The organism is Geomonas sp. Red276 (genome assembly GCF_054784495.1).
The window spans coordinates 1-19,513 of record NZ_BLXW01000023.1; the positions used below are offsets into that span (position 1 = coordinate 1).

Genomic DNA, 19,513 nt, shown 5'->3' on the forward strand with positions numbered 1-19,513 from the left:
GCCTGACTGGAACTGGAAACGATTCTTCACGGCAGCCTCCTCGGATGGAATGTGCCGTGATTATATGAACCACCTACGACGTAATATGTCGCGCTTGTCTTCCAGCGGAAGATTGGCGCTAATCAGGTAACTGAATGCGTGATCTGTGGAACCGTCTGGTCTATCAATCACGGCGTCGTCGAGATAGTGAAGGACGCACAGGTTGACTCCTTCCTCGAGGCACAGACTGAGTGTGTCGAAGGCGATGACTATTCCCTCGGTGAGGAGAGCGGCTAACGGTTCCTCCGAGGCCGACTGCCGATATCCCCCGGTACTCCCTCAAACAGCCTAAGGCCCGGGAGCGATCACCCGATCCTCCCTGCGCCGCCGATCTCCCCCCTGGCCTAGCCGTACATCCCCGTGCGGCGGCTTTGCGCACCGCTGCGTTTGCTTCATTGACACCCGCCGTTTCCGCCGGTAACCTGTGCCGATCTCGACAGGGGGCCCCACGGATGACGACACTCAACATTATCGGCTGCGGCAAGGTCGCCAAGGTGCTCGGCCGCCTCTTCCACCAAGCCGCCGTTTTCGAAATCGGCGACCTGGCAAGCCGCTCACCGGGGTCCGCGGCGGACGCCGCCCGCTTTATCGGTGCCGGCCGTCCGGTCTCCTCCCTCAGGGAGCTTGCTCCTGCCGACCTGTTCCTCATCGCTACCTCCGACGACGCCATCGCCGGCTGCGCCCGGGAACTGGCCGACGCCTCGTTGGTGGGCGCCGGTTCGGTTGTGTGGCACCTGAGCGGGGCGCTCCCGAGCTCGGTCCTGCAACCGGTCCAGGCCGCCGGAGCCATGATCGCCAGCGTCCATCCCGTCAAGACCTTCCCCGATCCGTCCCGCTCGGTGACCGACTTCCCCGGGACCTTCTGCGGGATCGAAGGCGACCGTGATGCGGTGGAGCTCCTCTCCCAAGCCTTCGGCAGGATAGGGGGGAGGATCTTCCCCGTCGACACCGCCTTTAAAAGCATCTACCACGCCGGCTCGGTGGTGGTGTGCAACTACCTTACGGCGCTGCTCGAGGTGGGGGCTCGCTGCTATGAAAAGGGAGGGGTACCGCGAGAGGTGGCCTTCCAGGTGATGGAGCCGCTGGTGCGGGGGACGGTGGACAACGTCTTCAGGACGGGAACGGAGGAGGCGCTGACCGGCCCCATCGCCCGGGGAGACAGTGAGGCAGTTGGCCGCCAGCTGGAGGCGCTTGAGGGATGGAATGCCGAAGTGGCAGCGCTTTACCGGGCGCTGGGAAAGGTGGCACTGGATCTGGGGCGGAGGCGTCTGTCGGATGAAGAGGTCGAGCGACTGGCAAAATTGATGATATAAATGATTGTTACCTGAAATTTTGATAGACTAGCCGGATTTTCGTCCTATAATAGTAACCTTTCCATATATCAAATAACGGGTCGAATGCCAGATATGACAACACCTCACAGGAAAAGACTGGGAGAAATATTCGTTGAACAGGGGCTCCTGTGTCAGATAACCGTTGATAGGGTGGTGGCCATCTCCAAGAGTCTCAATAAACGGTTCGGTACCGTACTGGAAGAGATGGGTCTCATCACTGCCGGCGAGCTGGCCGAGGCGCTTGCCCGCCAGTACAACTGCCGGACCGTCTCCAACTTCGCCCGGGCCTCCTTTCCACCCCAACTGCTCGGTGTCCTGACCGCCGAGACCGCCCTGCAGAACCTGATCTTCCCGCTCAAGCTGGAGCAGGGGAAGCTCCACCTCGCCATGTTCGATCCCACCCCCACCCGGTTGATCGCCAACATCGCCGCCAACAACCAGGTTACCGTGATCCCCTACGTGGCCTCCCGCAAGGAGATCAACCAGGCGATCTGCCGGCACTACTTCGGGCTGGACGTCGGTGAGCCGGCCAGAAGAAGCGTGCTGGTGGCCGAGGACGACAAGTTCGTCCTCTCCATGCTGGGAAGCCTCCTCTCCAAGCAGTACGAGGTCTATTCCGCCACCAACGGGATGGACGCCTACAAGGAAGCCATCGGGAGAAAGCCCCAGGTCATCCTGACCGACATGGAGATGCCCAAGCTGGACGGCTTCGGCCTTTTGACCGCGCTGCAGAGCATTCCGGAAACCAAGGGGATCCCGGTCATCCTGATTTCCGGCACCACCTCGGCGGAAGCGGAATCCAAAGCCTTCGAGCGGGGATTCTTCGACTTCATCCCCAAGCCGGTGAAGGAAACCACCATCCTCACCAGGGTCAAGCGCGCCTTCGATTTCTACGACCAGCACAACTACCTCTACCTGCGCTGACGCCCCATGTCTCCGGTACGACCAAGGGGGAAGCGGATCTGGCCGCTTCCCCCTTCGTTTTATCGCCGGGACTTCTTTCCGATGTGTACCCGCTGGATCCTTTCCTACCGTCGCCCATGCCCCTCGTGCAGGCTCCCCCTCCCCTCCGGGAGAGGCCGGGGTGAGGGAAGACTCTCCCGCTAGTAGCTTTCGAAATCCTGGTCGTGGTGGTCGTCGCCGCTGCCGAGCTCCAGGTAGGCCCCCGAAGAGTTCGCTACCTTCCTCGCCTGCTCCGCCTCCGGACCCCTGGCTCCCCGCTGCTTGGCGTAGCTCGGCATCCTCTTGACCTGCGGTTTGCTGCTCCGGTGCCGTGGGGCGGCGCCGTTGTCATCATCCCCGGTCTTGAAGAAGGCGACGCTCGCCTGCAGCTGCTCCGCCTGGGCGGCCAGCTCCTCCGAGGTCGAGGCGATCTCCTCGCAGGCGGCAGCATTTTGCTGGATGACCTGGTCGAGCTGCTGGATGGCCTTGTTGATCTGCTCGGCACCGGTGTCCTGCTCCCGGCTGGCGGCACTGATCTCCTGGACCAGTTCGGCGGTCCGCTGGATGTCCGGCACCATGCGGGCCAGCATCTCGCCGGCCTTCTCGGCCACCCCGACGCTGGAGATGGAGAGCTCGGCGATCTCGCCCGCCGCGGTCTGGCTCCGCTCGGCAAGCTTTCTCACCTCGCTGGCCACCACCGCGAACCCCTTGCCGTGCTCGCCGGCGCGGGCCGCCTCGATGGCGGCGTTCAGGGCGAGCATGTTGGTCTGGCGGGCGATCTCCTCGATGATGGAGATCTTGCCGGCGATCTGCTTCATGGCGACCACCGTCTCGGCCACCGCCTTTCCCCCCTCCCTGGTGTCGGCGGCCGAAGCCACCGCGATCCGCTCGGTCTGCAGGGCGTTGTCGGCATTCTGCTTGATGTTGGCCGACATCTGCTCCATGGACGCCGAAGCCTCCTCGGCCGCCGCCGACTGCTCGGTGGCCCCCTGCGACATCTCTTCCGAGCTCGAGGAGAGCTCCTGGCTCCCGGCCGCCACGTTGTCGGCCGCGCTCTTTACCTGGCCCACGATGGAGGTCAGGTTGGTCACCATGCCGTCGAGGCTCTTGCCGAGGAGATCCTCCTCCGACTTGACCTTGATGCGGACGGTCAGATCGCCCCCCGCCACCTTGCTGGCCGCCTGGGCCGCCTCCTTGATGTTGTCCACCATGTTCCGGAAGGAGGTGGCCAGCATGCCGATCTCGTCGCGGGAGTCGGCGGTGATGGTCACCCCGACGTCCCCGACCGCCAGCCGGTCGGCGGCGGCAGCGAGCTCCTTCACCGGGCGGCTGATGATGCGGGCGATGAAGAAGCCGAAGAAGATGGCCAGGACGACGCCTGCCGTCGCCAGCGTCACCGTCGACTTGACCGATGCCTTTGCACTGGCGGTGTTGGCCTCGGCCATCGCCTTGGCCTGGGCAACCTTGCGGTCGGTCAGCTTCGCGATGCCAGCCTGGAAATCCCTGGAGACGTTACTCAGGTCGCCGTAGAGAAGGGCGGAGGCCTCGGCCGTCTTCCCTGCCTTGGCGAAGGCCAGCGTCTTGTCCAAAAGGGGGAGGTAGGTCTTGCGGGTGTCCACCAGGGCCGCAAACATCTTCTTCGCCTCGTCGGTCACCAGGGTCTTCTCGAAGGATGCAAGCCCCTTGTCCGTTTCATCGCGAAGGGTGGCTATGTTGGCGAGGTATTTCTCGCGGGCGGCCGGCGTCTGGGCGTGGATGAGGTCACGTACGTTGACCCTCATTCTCTCGAAGGAGGTCGAGATCGTTCCCAGTTCGGTAGCCGGGACCATCATCTTCTCGTACATCACCCGGTCTTCCTGGGCGATCTTCTGGATGTTGGTGACGCCGACCCAGCCGATCACCCCCGCCACCAGGGCCAGGGCGAGGTAGCTCGTCAGCAGTTTCGTTCCGATCTTCAAGTCATAAAACCACTTCATGGTTCAGTTTCCTCGTTGCTACCGTGCGTGATTCCCCGATTGCGGCCGGGGACTGCCGTTTCTGCTCCGCTCCATTCTCTGCCGCTTGGCACAGGGAGTCCCCTGCGCGCTTCCCGGGGCTCCTCCCGTAAACCGGTTGCTCACGTGGAGTCGTCGGGCGGGAGCCGCTACGCCGAGAGTCGCTGCTCTTCCGCATCTTCGCGGCCGGCTGCGGTGGCCCCGGCGAAAATCTTGTCGATGTCGAGGATGATGATGAACTGGTCGTTGTGCTTCCCCATCCCCTTCAGGAAATCGATGTTGAGACGGGTGCCGATCCGGGGCGGCGGCTCGATCTGGCTCGCTTCCAGGTCCAGCACCTCCTGCACCGCATCCGCCATGGCCCCCATCACCACTTTCTCGCCGTCGAGCTCCACCTCCACGATGATGACGCAGGTGTTCACCGTCTTCTCCGCCCTGGCCATCCCGAACTTCTGCCTGAGGTCCAGCACCGGCACCACGCTCCCGCGCAGGTTGATCACCCCGCGCATGTAGTCGGGGGTCTGGGGGACCTTGGTGGTGGTCGTGTAGTCGAGGACCTCCCGGACCTTGGCGATTTCCAGGGCGAACATCTCTTCTTCCAGTTTGAACGTCAGGTACTGTGTAGTTTCGGTTACCGCATCCACCGCCATTTCGTCTCTCCTTTCCGCTTTGATCATCGCCGAGCGGCCCCTTTCCCGGAGCGCTATCCTGACCGAATGGGTTTGGTATCGACTGTCGTGCAAAAATATTGAGCTTTTTCTTTCACCTTATTCGCTTATAATCTTCCGCAAGACCCCGGAGGGGTGCTAACCTGCTCCGGCCGACGCCGCCCGCCTCGTTGAACGTCTCCACCTGGAGGGACCAGATGAACATCCTCGCCATCGACCCCGGTTCCACCTCGACCAAGATCGGCATCTACCGCCGGGGCGAGCTGGAAAAGGGGTGCATCCGGCACCCCCACGCGGAGATCGATCGCTTCCCGCGGGTGATGGACCAGCTCGACTACCGGCTGGCGTCCCTGGAGCGTTACCTTGCCGAGCGCGGCGACGCCGCCACCTTCGATCTCGTGGTGGGGAGGGGAGGGCTCGTCAGGCCGGTGCCGGGGGGGACCTACCTGGTGGACGACCTTCTCGAGGCCGATCTCGTGCGGGGGGTGAGCGGCGAACACGCCTGCAACCTCGGCGGGGTCCTCGCCCGGCGGGTGGCCGACCGGCACGGGGTAGCCGCCTGCATCGTCGACCCTCCGGTGATCGACGAGCTCTGGCCGCCGGCCCGCTTCTCCGGCCTCAGGGGGGTGGAGCGGACCAGCATGTTCCACGCGCTCAACCAGCGCGCCTGCGCGCTGCGGGCCGCCCGCGAGCTCGGGCGCGACTACCGCGAGCTCAACCTGATCGTGGCCCACTTGGGAAGCGGCATCACCGTCGGCGCGCACCGGCAGGGGAGGGTGGTGGACGTCAACAACGGCCTCAACGGCGACGGCCCCTTCTCCCCGGAGCGGACCGGAGGGCTTCCCCTGACCGGGGTCCTGCGCCTTTTGGAAGAGGGGAGCTGCTCCATCGACGAGCTCAAGGTGACCATCGCCCGCCGCGGCGGGGTCTTCAGCTACCTCGGGACGGTGGAGCTGACCGAGGTCGAGGAGCGGATCGCCCGGGGGGAGCGGGAGGCGGCCCAGGTCTTCGAGGCGCTGGTCTACCAGGTGGCCAAGGAGATCGGTGCCCTGGCCGCCGCCCTCGACGGCGAGGTGGATGCGGTACTATTGACAGGCGGGCTCGCCTTCTCGCCGGCGCTCACCGGGGCGCTCGCCGCCAAGGTCTCCTTCGTCGGCCCGGTCCTCGTCCGGCCGGGGGAATACGAGCTCGAGGCGCTGGTGGAGGCGGGGGTACGGGTCTTGACCGGGGTCGATAAACCGAAGAGTTACGGGGGAAGCCATGAAGATCGGCCCTAATCTGCAGGCGGTGCTCGAGGCCCGGGAGGTGCCGGCGGCCAGCATCTGCGAGGCGCTCGGGTGGGATGCAGAGACGCTCTCGGCGGTGCTGGGCGACCGGCTCGCCCCGCGGATCTCCGAGCTTTTGCGCCTCTCCACCTTCCTCGGGGTCGGGCTCTCCACCCTCCTCTTTGGCCGGGAGCAGCTGGAGAGCCGGGTGGTGAAGACCGCCAGGAACGAGCGGGTGGGGGTGGACCGCAAGGGGCTTCTCCACTACGAAAGCCTCTCCCCCTCCTTCGCGGGGCGCCACCTGGAGCCGTTCGTCATCGACCTTCACCACGGCTCCCCCCACGACCTGGAGGTGAGCCGTCACCCCGGCGAGGAGTTTCTCCATGTCCTTGCCGGGGAACTGCTGGTGACCGTCGGCGGGGAGAGCCACCTCCTTGCCGAGGGGGATTCCCTCTACTTCGACTCGGGGCTCACCCATTCGCTGCAGGCGGTCACCCCCATGGCCCGGGTGATTGCCGTCATCTACAAGAGCGAGTCGATGCTGAGGCTCACCAAGGGGCGCGGGATGCGGAGCGTGATCGAGGCCGCGAAGCTCCTCACCCGGCAGAAGGTGGCCCTTGCCTGCCCCGATCACAGCTCGCTCGCCGCCCTCAACAAGGGGATCGAGGAGGGGCTCGTCGACCGCGTCTACCTGGTCGGGAGCGCCGCCAAGGTCCGGGAGGCGTGCGGGAGCGAACTCATCTTCGACAAGCGCTACCTCCTGGTGGAGGTCCCCGACGACGTCCCCGACTACGCCGACCGGGCCGCCCGCACCGCCGTCGGGCTCGTGCGGGGAGGGAAGGCCGACATGGTCATGAAGGGTGGCATCAACACCGCCCCCTTCACCAGGGCGATCCTCGACCGGGAAGAGGGGATCGGCACCGGCCGGAGGCTCTCCATCGTGAGCGTCTTCGAGCTCCCCGGCGTGGAGCGGCTCATCTTCCTGACCGACCCGGCCATCAACCCCGAGCTCTTCCAGCACCAGGACCCGGCGAGCGGGATCGACATCATCGAAAACGCCATCGAGGTGGCGCGGGGGCTCGGGGTGGAACGGCCGCGGGTGGCCCTTCTGGAGGCCAACGAGGTCCCCTCGGACAAGATCCCCACCACGCTCCTCGAGAAGGCCCTGGCCGAGCGCCGCTGGCCGGACGCCGAGGTGGACGGGCCGCTCTCGTACGACCTCGCCCTGTACCCGGAGGCGGTGGAGAAGAAGGGGCTCGCCGGCCACCCGGTGGCCGGGAGGGCCGACGTGCTGGTGGTTCCCTCCATCTCGGGGGGGAACTTCCTCTACAAGAGCTGGGCCTTCACCATGGGGGCCGAGGTGGCCAACGTGGTGCTCGGCGCCCGCTTCCCGGTCATCATGACCTCCAGAAACGATTCCGACCTGACCAAGTTCCTGACCATCTGCGTGAGCGCCCTCCACGGCCACTTCCTCCGCCGCTCCACCACCGCCGAGCCGGCTCCTGCCGCCGCCTCCACCCCCTGAGGAGCCTATGACCCCCGTTCTCCCCCTCATCATCGGACACCGGGGGGCCTCCGCCGAGGCCCCCGAGAACACCCTCGCCTCCTTCCGGCTCGCCTTCCAAGAGGGGGCCGACGGGATCGAGGCCGATTTCCAGCTTACCCGCGACCGGGAGATCGTCTGCCTGCACGACGCCGGTACCGGCCGCACCGCCGGGATCGACCTCGCGGTGGCGGGCTCCACCCTGGCCGAGCTGCGCCGACTCGACGTGGGGCTTTGGAAGGGGGAAAGGTGGCGGGAGGCGAGGATCCCGACCCTGCGGGAGGTGCTGGGGAGCCTCCCGGACGGCAAGAAGCTCTTCGTGGAACTCAAGGGGGGGGCAGAGCTCGTCGAGCCGGTGGCCCGCGAGGTGGCCCTGCACGCGGTCGACCCGGCCAGGCTCCGCTTCCTCTGCTTCGATGCCGGGGTGATCCTCCTCCTCAAGAAAAGGCTCCCCCACTGCCGGGCCTGCTGGCTGACCGACTACCGCTTCCGCGGCTACTGGCGCCCTTCGCCGGCCGAGGTGCTGGCCACCCTGGCCGAGATCTCGGCCGACGGCCTGGCCAGCCGCGACCGGGCCGTCCTCGATGAGCCCTTCATGGCCACCCTGAGGAGCCGGGGGATGGAGGTGCACGTCTGGACGGTCGATTCCCCGGCTGCCGCCCGCAGGCTTTGCAGGCTCGGGGTCGACTCCATCATGACCAACCGTCCGGGTCGGCTGCGCAACTCGCTGGAGGGGAAGGGGGGGAGACCGTGAACCGGATGGCCTACCTCGCAACCGGCCGGATGATCGCCATGGTGGAGAAGTTCTCCCGCCTCCGGGTGCATGTCCACGGCCAGGAGAACATCCCCCGCGACCGGGGGGTGATCTTCGTGGTCAACCACTTCACCCGCATCGAGACCCTGCTCCTTCCCTACCATATCCACCTGCTGACCCACCACCCGGTCTGGTCGCTGGCCGACGCCTCCTTCTTCGACGGCCCCTTGAGCGGGGTGCTCGACATGATGGGGGCCATCTCGACCAAGAGCCCGGACCGCGACCAGGTGGTGGTGAAGACCCTTTTGACCGGCGAGGCCAACTGGATCATCTTCCCCGAGGGGCGCATGGTCAAGGACAAGCGCCATTTCCGGCGCCGCTTCCTGCTCCCCTCCCGCGGGACCCGGCCCCACTCGGGCGCCGCCACCCTCGCGCTCAGGACCGAATTCTACCGCCAGCGCCTCACCCTTTTGTCCGGCAGCGACCCCGCCGAGGCCGACCGGATCCTCCAGCGGTTCGGGATCGAGGACCCGGGACCGGTGTTGAGCGGCAAGTGCTGGATCGTCCCGGTCAACCTCACCTACTATCCCTTGAGGGCCAAGGAGAACATCCTCGGCACCCTGGCCAACGTCTACCTGAAGGGGGCCTCGCCGCGCCTTAAGGAGGAGATGCTGACCGAGGGGAGCATGCTCTTCTCCGGGGTCGACATCGACATCCGTTTCGGCGAGCCGCTCGACCCGTCGCTCCCCCTTTTGAAACCCCCCATCAGCCGGGACATCGGCTCCCGGGGCGGGCTCGGGTTCGACGACCCGCTCCCCTCGCTCCCCGACCTCCGGCGGGAGGCGCGCCGGCTCATGGAGAGCTTCATGTCCTCCATCTACCGGCTCACCACCGTCAACCACGACCACCTCTTCGCCTCGCTGCTCCGCGCCTACCCGCTGGCAAGCATCGCCGAGGACGACCTGCGCCGCCGCGCCTTCCTGCTCGCTTCCGAGTGCCTCGCCAAGAGCCGGGCCCACTGCCACACGAGCCTCAGGATCGGCCAACTGGCCCTGCTCACCGACGACCGCTATCACAAGTACCGGGACTTCCTCCTGCTGGCCCTGGAGACCGGGGTGGTCTCCAGGAAGGATGGGGTGCTCCACAAGGACCGGAGCAAGTTCTCCGCCCCCTTCGACCTGCAGCGGGTCCGCATCGAGAACCCGCTGGGGGTGATCGCCAACGAGGTGATGCCGCTCTCGGCCCTCCAGCGGGAGGTGCACCTGATGGACTGGCTCCCCGCCTTCGTGGTGCGGGCCCGGGTGGCCGCCCTCCTGGAGCGCCAGGCGCTGGCCGAGTTCGAGGCCGACTACCGGGAGTTCTACCGGGACGGGGAGACCAAGGAGCGGCGGGTCGGCGCGCCGGTACTTTTGAGGGGGCGCTCGCGGAAACTCGGGGTGGTGCTGGTGCACGGCTTTTTGGCCGCCCCCGCCGAGGTGGCGGAACTCGCCCACTACCTCAACGAGAAGGGGTGCTACGTCTACCAGGTGCGCCTTAAGGGGCACGGCACCTCCCCGGACGACCTCGCGCTAAGGAGCGGGGCGGACTGGGTGGAGTCGGTGGACCTCGGGGTGGCCCTGATGAAGGCTCTGTGCGACCAGGTGGTGCTGGGGGGATTCTCCTTCGGCGCCGGGGTGGCGCTCGACTGCGCCAGTCGGGTTCCCGGCATCGCCGGGGTCTTCGCCGTCTGCCCGCCGCTAAGGCTGATGGACATCTCCTCCCGCTTTGCCCCCGCCATCACCGTCTGGAACCGGCTGATGGACGCCTTCAGTTACCAGTGGGCCAAGAAGGAGTTCGTGGAGACCGTCCCGGAGAGGCCGCACATCAACTACGCCCGCCTCCCGGTCAGCGGGGTGCTGGCCCTGGGGCGTTTCATGAAGGATCTGGAGGGGAAGCTGCACGGGATAGAGACGCCTGTCCTGGTGGTGCAGTCCGAAGGGGACCCGGTGGTGGATCCGAGGGGCTCCCGGCGCCTGTTCGACCTGCTGGGGAGCCGGCAGAAGGGGTACCGCCTCTTCCCGCTCGACCGCCACGGCATCCTGGCCGGCCCCGGCTCCGACGAGGTCTTCGTCTCCATCGATCGTTTCCTGGAGGGGGTGGCGGGGGGAGCGCCGCTCTTCGGGGAGGAGGCCGGACAACTTCCCGGGTAGAAATGGCGAGAGGGCGAGGAAAATGCGCCTCGCCCTTGCGTTGGCTGGGTGGGCCTCAAGACCCCGCGGTCATGAAAACCGGGAGCCATCGGCGGCGGGGGTTAGGGTTGCTGGTTTTTGTGCCTCACGTAGGAGAGCACCTGGGTGGAAACAGCGACAAAAGAAATCAGCGCGAAAATGGTTACCACGGTGCTGAGCATGATTCACCTCCCTTGTTGTGTGGACGACCGCTCAAGGTGACCTTGCGGGCGAGGACCGGCTCCTCCAGGGAGCTTCCGGTACCCGGCACGGACCCGGTGGCCATTCGTGACTGTCTGGCCCAGGCCACTGCCGATACCCGCACCGCTGCCGCCACCATCACGACTGCCATTGCGATCACTGCCATCATCATAGAATTCCCTCCGGCCGCTCCTGCGGCATTTCATTTGATGAGCCTTGTTGCGCGGAGTGTGCCAACGGTAAGCTGGCAATTTCATTAAAGATATCGGGTCCCCCGCTTCATCTTCCTGTTCAGGTTTCGCACACCCCCTGTTCAGCTTCGGTACAGGCAGTTGTGCCGCTGGCCGCGGCAAGCGCGGACGCCCCCCGGTGAGAGCGCCGCCGGCGGCCACGGTAGCCTTGTTGAACGCGATCGCCCCCCGGATGCGGTGGCGCGTCTATTGGTCGTTTAACTTTTGGGCGGGATCTGTTAAAAGGGGAGCTATGGAAAACGCGCAATCCGGGACAATCCTGGCGAGAAAGCACTGGGTCTTCGATCTCGATGGCACCCTCACCGTTGCGGTGCACGACTTCGACGCCATCAGGAAGGCCCTCGGCGTCCCCCACGGGGGGGACATCCTCGCCTACCTGCACGCGCTTCCCGAGGAGGAGGCGCGTCTGGCCCGGGGGAAGCTCAACGAGATCGAGGTGGAACTGGCGGGACGCAGCCGGGCGGCGGTAGGGGCCCGGGCGCTGGTGGGGCTTCTCCATGCACAGGGGGCGCGGCTCGGGATCCTGACCCGCAACACGAGGGAGAACGCGCTGGTCTCCCTGGGGCGGATCGGGCTGGCGCAGTACTTCCCCCCCGCGCACGTGCTCGGCCGCGACGAGGCGCTCGCCAAGCCGGACCCGGACGGGATCCACCAGCTGGCGCAGCGCTGGGGAGTGGCTGCTCACCAGGTTGTCATGGTGGGGGACTATCGCTTCGACCTGGAAACGGGGCGTGCCGCGGGGGCGGGAACGGTCCACGTCGACCCCAGCCGGCTCTTCGCCTGGCCGGAGTTGGCGGACCTGGCGGTAGCCAGCCTGGCGGAACTGGCTACCGCGGTGGCCTTTTTACAGGGAGGCGAGGCTCTCCAGCTCGTGGTCGGTGATCTGGACGATCTCGTCGTAGATGGCGAGCATGACGTGGAGGCGGCACCACTTCTTCACCCCGCTGGTGACCAGGTAGGCGGCGTTGACCAGGGTCCCCGATAGCAGGGCGATCCCCAGCAGGCGCTGGTCATCCATGGAGATGAGGATGATGGCATAGATGGCGATGAAGATCATGGAGGCCAGCCAGGCAACCTCCGGCCCCTTGAACGGGTTGACCATCACCTTGGTAAGCTCGATGTAGTAGCGGGTCATCCCCCGCACCCGGCGCATCGCCTCGGCGATCTCGCCGGCCGGCTGCTTTAAGTAGATGCGGGCCAGGAAATGGGTGAGGGCGGTCTCCTTGTCCTTGGCCATGCGCTCGTTCACGTATCCATCGATTGCTTCGTCTACGGTCTCTTTGTTCATGATCCACCACCTAAAGAGCGGGCGGTGCCCAAGCTTCGGCTCCGCATTGCAGGGAAAAGGGCCTGGGCCGCATGGCGGGGAGGATCCACCTCCAGGCTCTGATGCCTCCTCTTATCGGTACCACCGGAAGTTAGTTTAGATGATGGTGCAAAAAATCGGCTTGTCAAATGGGGGCCCCGTGCGCGCCCCCTTTCTTCCTCCGTTTGCCCCGGCTGGCGGCGGACCCAAGGAGCCAGTGTGAAGCAGCGGAGTGGGAAAAAGGATGAGTAGGGAACGGCATCAGGCGGGGGGGGGATCGCCGGTCGAGGGGGTGATCGTCTCCCATTTCGGCGTCGCGGTCGAGGTGCAGGTGGCCGGCGGCGGGCGGATGATGGTGCGGGTCAAGCGGAACTCCGGCCACGTGGTCGGAGACCGGGTCGTCGTCCGGGGCGAGGTCCTCGACCGCCTGGAGAGGCGAAGCGAGTTGCGCCGGCGTGACGCCCGGGGGGGGGTCCACCTGGTGGCCGCCAACCTGGACGTCCTCGGGATCGTGCTGGCCCCGCTCTCTCCTCCCGGTTTCGCCGACCGCGCCATCGTCGCCGCCCGCACGGCGAGGCTGGAGCCGTTCCTGATCTTCAACAAGTGCGACCTTCCCGAGGCTATTCCCATGGCCGAGGAGGCGGAGAGGACCTACCGCGGGACGGTTCCCTTCTTCGCGCTGAGCGCCGCCACCGGTCAGGGGATCGATGCCTTGGCCGCCTTTCTCAAGGAAGGGCACCGCGGCGTCTTCGTCGGCTCCACCGGGGTGGGGAAGAGCTCCCTGATGAACGCCCTCTGCCCGGAGATCAACCTGAAGGTGGGGGAGGTGAGCGACCACCGCTGGCTCGGCAGGCACACCACGACGGTGTCGTCCCTGCACGGCCTCCCCGGCGGGGGGGAACTGGTCGATACTCCCGGCTTTCGCGATTTCGGCCTGGTGGACATCTCCTCTTCCGAGGTTGCCGAGCATTTCCCCGGCTTCGAGTCGCTGGATAGCCGCCCCTGCCGCTTCCGCAACTGCCGCCACCGCAAGGAGCCGGGGTGCGAGGTGGCGGCCCTGGTGGAAACGGGCCGGCTCTCGGCGGAGCGCTACCGCAACTACCTCGCCATCCTCGACGAGGCGGAGGCGGCCGAAGAGGAGGCGCTCAGGCGCCCGCGCAGAAAATGATCGAGCAAACGATTAAGGAGGTGTTTTGATGGCGCAACCCTGGGTGGTTCTTGACCGGGTGCAGACCCCGGACGGGGTGCTGGAACTGAGGCGGCGGGGGGAGCGGGATTTCCTGATCACCGTCAACGGGCTGGTGCTCATGAACAGTTCCCTGCACCGCTCCGAGGTCGCGCTCGGCGAGGTGGCCTGTGCGCCGCTCAAGGAGCATCCCGCCCCCCGAGTGCTGGTCGCGGGACTCGGGATGGGGATCACCCTGAGGGCGGTGCTGGATGCCCTTCCCGCCTCGGCGGCCGTGGTGGTGGCCGAGCTTAACCCGGTGGTGGTCGACTGGTGCCGGGGGGCGCTCGCCCCGCTGACCGCCTCGGCGGTGAGCGATCCCCGGGTGACCGTGGAGATCGACGACGTCTCCCGGGTGATCAGGAAGAGTGCCGGTGGGGGGGAGCGCTTCGACGCGGTGGTGCTCGACCTCTACACCGGTCCCCACTCCCGTTCCGACAAGGTGATGGATCCCCTCTACGGAAGCGTGGCGACCGAGCTGACCCGCTTGGCGCTCAAGCCGGGCGGGGTGTTCGCGGTGTGGGGGGAGAATGTGGATGCCGCCTTCGAAAAGCGGCTCAAGGGGGCGGGCTTTGCGGTCACCACCGACCGCCCCGGCCGCGGAGGTCTGCGGCACGTGGTCTATCTGGCGCGCCTTCCCGTCCAGCAGGAGGCGCCGCGGGGAAGACGGGGGGGAGGCCGGCGCTAGCGGCTAGGCGGCCCGCAGCATCCGGGCCGGCCGGTCCCCTCCGGGGCCGGGGGCGATGAGGTTTTTGACGGTGGCCACCAGCTGCTCGGCGGTGAACGGCTTGGCGAGGTAGCCATCGGCGCCGTGGGTGTCCACGAGCCTGCTGAGCTCGTCCTCGTCCTTGGAGGAGATCAGCAGCACCGGGATGTGGCGGCTTTTGTCGCGCGACTTGAGCAGCCGGAGCTTCTTGTCCCCCGACATGAGCGGCATGACCACGTCGAGCATGATCAGGTCGGGTGGGGTGTTCGAGTAGATCAGGTGGTTGGAGTAGACACCGTTGTCCGCAACGGAGACCCGGAAACCGGCCGCCTCGAGAAAATCGCTGGCCATGGCCAGCACGACCTGACAGTCATCGATGACCACGATGTGCTTCGACATTCACCCTCCTCAGAAATAAACAGAACGCTGTTTTGTATATCACAGGGACGTCCCGGTGTCTAGCCGAAACTTTAATGAGAATGTTACCCCGCCCCCCTTTCCCGGAGGGAATCTTACCCCGCCTCCTTTCCGTCCCTTTCACCCGTCTCCACGCTAACCGCCGACGATTACGGCACCTTTCCCCGGACCAGTGAGCGCTTCCCCTTCCTTCGGCGACTCCCGCTCTCTCCCCGCCGGGGCCCGGGTGACTTCTCCTCGGTGGAAGTTGGCGGTTTCCTTACCCTGTTCTCCCACCTCCTTCCGACACCGGTTTATTGCACCTCGCCCCATTTCCAGTAGTATTAAGAGAAAATAATTTTCTGTGAGGGCCGATGGCGCAACGAGAACCGATACCGCTCCCGGGGCTCGAGGAGGCGGGACGTCACCACCACCTCTGCCTTTTGTACGACGGGGAGGAGGATATCCTGACCCCGGTGGTCCCCTTCATCCAGAAGGGGCTCTCCCTCGGGGAGCGCTGTCTCTATCTCCACGGCGGCGAGGAGACCCTGGAGCGGGTGCTGAAGAACGCGGTGCTGGGGCAAAAGCACGACATCGGGGCGCTCAAGCTTTTGCCGGTGGAGGACTGCTGGTTGAAGGGGGGACGCTTCACCCCGCAGAGCGTTATCGAATTCCTCGCCTCCCTCGCCGCCATGGCGTCGACCGACGGCTTCCGGGCCACCCGGGTCATCTGCGACATGGGGTGGGCGGCCGGCGACCCATCGCTCACCTCGCTCCTGATCGAATTCGAGTTGCTCCTCAACCGGCTGGTCGGGCGACTCGACACCACCATCCTCTCCCTCTTCCGCCGCCGGGCCTTCCCCGCCGAGGTCATCCTGGAGCTCGCCAAGCTCCACCCCCAGCTGGTCATCGCCGGCAAGATCTGCCCCAACCCCCTCTTCGTACCGGTCGACCACGATCCCCGCCGCAGCCGCTCCGATGGCGAGCTCGACCTGCTGCTGGCGGTATCCCAGCTCTGCGCCACCGCGGCGGCCGAGCGGGAGCGGATGCGGCAGGAGCTCGAGCAGGCCTACGCCGCCTTGGCGCGCAAGATCTACGAGAACTGGCAGGAGGAGGACACCCTTAAGGCGAGTGAAAAGAGGCTCCAGGAGCAGGACGATCTGCTGCTCGAGCATCGCAGGAGGCTGCAGACCATCCTGCAGCACCTTCCCGCGGTGATGCTGGCCTTCGACAGGGAGGGCTCGGTTTCCGCCTGCAACCACGAGTTCGAGCGGGTCACCGGCTTCAGGCCCGAGGAGGTGATGGGGCGGCCGATGCGGGAGGTCTTCCACCTTCCCGACGAGCAGCTGCCCGAGGTGCTGGAGGCGCACCCCGAAGAGGGGGGACATTACCGGGGCAGGGAGTGGGAGCTTCGCTGCAAGGACGGCTCGTTCCGCAGCATCTCCTGGTCCAACATCTCCCGCTACGTCCCCATCCAGGGGTGGGCCAACTGGATCACCGGGCTCGACGTGACCCCGAGGATCGATGCCGAGGTCGGCCTCAAGTCGTTGAGCAGCGAGCTGGAGGCCCGCACCAGCGAGCTTGAGCTCTTCGGCCACGCCGTTTCTCACGATCTCAGCTCCCAACTGGCCAAGATCAGCACCCACTGCGCGCTCATGCAGAATCTGCACGCCCCCGCGCTCACCCCGCAGTGCCGGGAGCTCCTATCCAGCATCCAGCAGGCAACCCTCGGGATGGTGGGGCGGATCAACGCCCTCGAACGCTTCACCGCGCTCGCCTCGGCGTGGGTGGAGCCCGAGGAGGTGGATCTGAGCGCCATGGCCCGCGACATCGCCGACTGGCTGAGGGGAAACGGGGAGCGTCCGGTGACCTTCCGGATCGAGGACGGGGTACGCGCGCGCGGCGACCGCCGGCTCCTCCGGCTGGCCCTCGAGCAGCTTCTGGAGAACGCCTGGAACTACACGGCCGGGGTACCCGCCCCGGTCATCGAGTTCGGCACCGTGGTCACGGCCGGTGAGCGGAGCTTCTACGTGAGTGACAACGGCCCCCGGCCGCCGCTCCTCGCCCCCGACCGGGCGGGATGCCGGAAGCCGCACGCCGAGCACCTTTGCTGCGGCCTTGGCCTGGCGACCGTCGAAAGGATCATCACCCTGCATCGGGGCAGGATCTGGGCGGCAAGAGAGAGCGAACAGGGAGGAACCTTCTGCTTCACGGTGGAGGGGAGAGGGGAGCCCCAGAGCTGGCAGGAAACGGCCCCCCCGGAGGTGGTGACGTGACCAATGAAAAAGGGCTTCCCCCGCTCTTGGAGGTCCCCAACCCGGCGGACCTGAAGAGCTCCATTCACAACTCGCTGGAGAGCATCCGCGACCTCCTTTTGCGCCGTCCCGATCACGAGGAGCTCGGGGCCCTGACCCAGCAGGTCGAGCGCCTCTTGACCGAGCAGGGGGCGCGGCTGGAGTCGATCAACCGCGACCTGGAGGCCTTCAACTATTCGGTCGCCCACGACCTCTGCGCCCCCCTGACCCGCATCTGCGGTTTCACCCAGGCCCTCAAGGAGCGCTGCGGCGCCCGCCTCGACCCCGAGGCGATCGACTACCTGGAGCGGATCCACAAGTCGTCCCAGCACATGAACGAGCTCATCGAGGCCCTGCTGGAGCTCTCCCAGCTCTCCTACCAGAGCCTCAAGAGGGAGCTCGTCGACCTCTCCGCCATCGCCAGCGAAACGGCGGGTGAACTCGCCCAGGGGATGCCGGAGCGCCGGGCCGAGTTCCTCATCGAGCCTAAGATAACCACCATCGGGGACGCGAGGCTTTTGGAGATCGCCATGAAGAACCTCATGAGAAACGCCTGGAAGTTCACCCGCCTCAGGGAGACCGCCTGCATCGAGTTCGGGGCCCGCGAGATGGGGAGCGACCGCGCCTGCTTCGTGCGGGACAACGGCGTCGGTTTCGACATGTGCCACGCGGAGATGATGTTCCAGGCGTTCCAGAGGCTCCACAACAGCGCCGAGTACCCCGGCCACGGAATCGGGCTCACCACGGTCCAGCGGATCATCAACCGGCATGGGGGACGGATCTGGGCGGAAGGGGAGGTCGACAAGGGGGCTACCTTCTATTTCACGCTGACTGCTGCCTGAGTGAGATCGGTGGAAGGGGGCTCGTAAGCGAAGCGGGGGAAATGCGGTAAAGCGGGGAGGGGTTAGGCGGGGGGAACCGGTCGGCTCCTCCCCGCGGGTAATCCGTGCCTGGAGATCTCAGTCCAAAAGGGTCTTCTCGAACTGCAGTCCCATACCTTTTTCGGTGACCCGCACGACTTTCGCCTTGAGGTCGCACAGCACCTGCGGGGTGAGGGTGTGGTAGATGGTGATGGCCACGGTGTCGCTGATCTCGACCTTCCTGGCGGCCGTGACGAAGACACCTTTCATGCTCAGGTTCTCTACTTCCCCCTCGATCAGTTCGTTATCGAAATGTATGTTTGCCTTGGCGTGCAGTGCCAGCCTGGCGAAGTTTCTCTTTTCCTTGTACATCGCCCCTCCCTTGTTCGGTTTAATGGGAATGCCGGGTTGAAACTTCACTCTTAGTGTAATTTAATGTCTCGAAAATGCAAGCGCTGTAAGGATAAAAAGACTGTCCCTCCGGAATTTACCTACCATCGAAGACCGTTAAGATCACCTTTGCTTCCCTCTCATGTGTATTTTCACCACATACCCGGCCGGCGGCCGGGCATCCCGGGAAGGGGTCAGGCGGCGGGAGCGGCATGCTCTTCCTTCACCTGCTGCATGATCTCGAAGGCCCGCTTGACCCGGGAGACCACCCTGATGGTCATCATCGGCTTGGCGATGAAGTCGTGGAAACCCGATTTCAGCGCCCGGTGCTCCTCCTCGGGAGAGGCCTTGGAGGTCAACAGGATCATGGGGATCTCGGCGGTGGCGGGGTTGGCCTTGATGGCGCGCATGAGCGCGTAGCCGTCCATGCGGGGTATCACCGCGTCGCACAGGATCAGCTCCGGCCGCTGCGAGAAGGCGATCCCGAGCCCTTCCACACCGTCGTTGGCGATCAGCACCTGGTACCCTTCCTTCCTGAGCGCCTCGGCGACCTCGGAGGTGGTGTCGGTTGCGTGGTCGACCACCAGGACCCGGGGGGCCTCGACGTTCACCTCCTCCGCACCGAGGTAGTGGCGCTTGATGGCGGCCACGATCGCCTCCCGGGTGGCCAGCACCGGGATGATGCGGGTGCGGCAGTAGGCCCGCAGCTCGGAGATGGTGTCGGTATCGCAGGGGTCGGTGATGGCCACCACTACCCCCTCCCGCTGGCGGCGCAGGGGGAAAACCACCCGTTCCTGGGCGAACTGCACCGGGAGGAGCTCCAGCAGCTGACGGGGGTAACTCTGGGAGGCGAGCTCCCGCACCGTCTGGTAGCCGTGCTGGCTGGCGAGGGCCTCGATCAGCTCGTCCCTGGTGATGACCCCCATCTCCTCCAGCACGCTCCCCAGCCGCTGGCGCCGCCGCTGCTTGTGCTGCCTGATCAGGGCGCGCTCGAGGGTCTTGATGGTTATGATCCCTGACTCGACCAGTAACTCTCCTAAGGGTGTTTTCATGATCGAACCGACCTTTGATTGTAATTAGGATTTTCTAACCATGGTGCCAATAATACCGGGTTCCTTGTAAATAGCAAAATAAAAAA

16 protein-coding genes and 1 pseudogene are annotated in these 19,513 nt (G+C 65.8%); 11 read left to right on the forward strand and 6 right to left on the reverse strand.

Going from position 1 to position 19,513, the window contains the following annotated elements; all coding sequences use genetic code 11:
• Positions 1-491: 491 nt before the first annotated feature.
• Together ACYVL5_RS15645 and ACYVL5_RS15650 are read left to right on the forward strand one after the other, a co-directional pair.
• Positions 492-1,352: a Rossmann-like and DUF2520 domain-containing protein gene (locus ACYVL5_RS15645; protein WP_460596512.1), complete on the forward strand. Its 861-nt coding sequence runs from the start codon at positions 492-494 to the stop codon at positions 1,350-1,352.
• Between the two features lie 174 nt (positions 1,353-1,526).
• On the forward strand, positions 1,527-2,297 hold the full coding sequence (locus tag ACYVL5_RS15650; RefSeq protein WP_460596513.1) for a response regulator: 771 nt from the start codon (positions 1,527-1,529) through the stop codon (positions 2,295-2,297).
• Positions 2,298-2,476: 179 nt separating this feature from the next.
• On the opposite strand, the gene ACYVL5_RS15655 is transcribed toward ACYVL5_RS15650, so the two are convergent.
• Together ACYVL5_RS15655 and ACYVL5_RS15660 are read right to left on the reverse strand one after the other, a co-directional pair.
• Positions 2,477-4,291 carry a methyl-accepting chemotaxis protein gene (locus tag ACYVL5_RS15655; RefSeq protein WP_460596514.1) on the reverse strand — a complete coding sequence of 605 codons (1,815 nt, stop codon included), beginning with the start codon at positions 4,289-4,291 and terminating at the stop codon, positions 2,477-2,479.
• A 167-nt stretch (positions 4,292-4,458) separates the two neighbouring features.
• Positions 4,459-4,959, reverse strand: a complete 501-nt coding sequence (locus tag ACYVL5_RS15660; protein WP_460596515.1) for a chemotaxis protein CheW — start codon at positions 4,957-4,959, stop codon at positions 4,459-4,461.
• A gap of 215 nt (positions 4,960-5,174) precedes the next feature.
• Here ACYVL5_RS15660 and buk point away from each other — a divergent pair, with 215 nt between their 5' ends.
• From buk to ACYVL5_RS15685, 5 genes and pseudogenes are all read left to right on the forward strand, one after another.
• On the forward strand, positions 5,175-6,254 hold the full coding sequence (gene buk, locus ACYVL5_RS15665) for a butyrate kinase (protein WP_460596516.1): 1,080 nt from the start codon (positions 5,175-5,177) through the stop codon (positions 6,252-6,254).
• Positions 6,238-7,767, forward strand: a complete 1,530-nt coding sequence (locus tag ACYVL5_RS15670) for a phosphate acyltransferase (RefSeq protein WP_460596517.1) — start codon at positions 6,238-6,240, stop codon at positions 7,765-7,767. The genes buk and ACYVL5_RS15670 overlap by 17 nt, the downstream gene beginning before the upstream one ends.
• 7 nt (positions 7,768-7,774) lie before the next feature.
• Positions 7,775-8,539: a glycerophosphodiester phosphodiesterase gene (locus ACYVL5_RS15675; RefSeq protein WP_460596518.1), complete on the forward strand. Its 765-nt coding sequence runs from the start codon at positions 7,775-7,777 to the stop codon at positions 8,537-8,539.
• Positions 8,540-8,544: 5 nt separating this feature from the next.
• A complete protein-coding gene (locus tag ACYVL5_RS15680) occupies positions 8,545-10,728 on the forward strand; it encodes an alpha/beta fold hydrolase (protein ID WP_460596519.1) in 2,184 nt (727 codons plus the stop codon).
• 702 nt (positions 10,729-11,430) lie between these two features.
• Positions 11,431-11,946, forward strand: a pseudogene (locus ACYVL5_RS15685) (HAD family hydrolase); the annotation flags it as partial.
• A 96-nt stretch (positions 11,947-12,042) separates the two neighbouring features.
• Here the strand turns inward: ACYVL5_RS15685 and ACYVL5_RS15690 are convergent.
• Positions 12,043-12,486 carry a GSU0071 family protein gene (locus ACYVL5_RS15690; RefSeq protein ID WP_460596520.1) on the reverse strand — a complete coding sequence of 148 codons (444 nt, stop codon included), beginning with the start codon at positions 12,484-12,486 and terminating at the stop codon, positions 12,043-12,045.
• Positions 12,487-12,748: 262 nt separating this feature from the next.
• Here ACYVL5_RS15690 and rsgA point away from each other — a divergent pair, with 262 nt between their 5' ends.
• Complete coding sequence (gene rsgA, locus ACYVL5_RS15695; RefSeq protein WP_460596521.1) at positions 12,749-13,672, forward strand: ribosome small subunit-dependent GTPase A; 924 nt, start codon at positions 12,749-12,751, stop codon at positions 13,670-13,672.
• A gap of 28 nt (positions 13,673-13,700) precedes the next feature.
• A complete protein-coding gene (locus tag ACYVL5_RS15700) occupies positions 13,701-14,417 on the forward strand; it encodes a spermidine synthase (protein ID WP_460596522.1) in 717 nt (238 codons plus the stop codon).
• Between the two features lie 3 nt (positions 14,418-14,420).
• On the opposite strand, the gene ACYVL5_RS15705 is transcribed toward ACYVL5_RS15700, so the two are convergent.
• Positions 14,421-14,834, reverse strand: coding sequence for a response regulator transcription factor (locus ACYVL5_RS15705; protein ID WP_460596523.1), 414 nt, complete (start codon positions 14,832-14,834; stop codon positions 14,421-14,423).
• Between the two features lie 371 nt (positions 14,835-15,205).
• On the opposite strand from ACYVL5_RS15705, the gene ACYVL5_RS15710 reads away from it, so the two are divergent.
• Together ACYVL5_RS15710 and ACYVL5_RS15715 are read left to right on the forward strand one after the other, a co-directional pair.
• Positions 15,206-17,107 carry an MEDS domain-containing protein gene (locus tag ACYVL5_RS15710; RefSeq protein WP_460596524.1) on the forward strand — a complete coding sequence of 634 codons (1,902 nt, stop codon included), beginning with the start codon at positions 15,206-15,208 and terminating at the stop codon, positions 17,105-17,107.
• Positions 17,104-17,967: a sensor histidine kinase gene (locus ACYVL5_RS15715; protein ID WP_460596525.1), complete on the forward strand. Its 864-nt coding sequence runs from the start codon at positions 17,104-17,106 to the stop codon at positions 17,965-17,967. The genes ACYVL5_RS15710 and ACYVL5_RS15715 overlap by 4 nt, the downstream gene beginning before the upstream one ends.
• Before the next feature lie 117 nt (positions 17,968-18,084).
• On the opposite strand, the gene ACYVL5_RS15720 is transcribed toward ACYVL5_RS15715, so the two are convergent.
• Both ACYVL5_RS15720 and ACYVL5_RS15725 read right to left on the reverse strand, forming a co-directional pair.
• Positions 18,085-18,357 carry a PilZ domain-containing protein gene (locus tag ACYVL5_RS15720; RefSeq protein WP_460596526.1) on the reverse strand — a complete coding sequence of 91 codons (273 nt, stop codon included), beginning with the start codon at positions 18,355-18,357 and terminating at the stop codon, positions 18,085-18,087.
• Positions 18,358-18,569: 212 nt separating this feature from the next.
• Positions 18,570-19,427 carry a response regulator gene (locus tag ACYVL5_RS15725; RefSeq protein ID WP_460596527.1) on the reverse strand — a complete coding sequence of 286 codons (858 nt, stop codon included), beginning with the start codon at positions 19,425-19,427 and terminating at the stop codon, positions 18,570-18,572.
• Positions 19,428-19,513 lie beyond the last annotated feature (86 nt).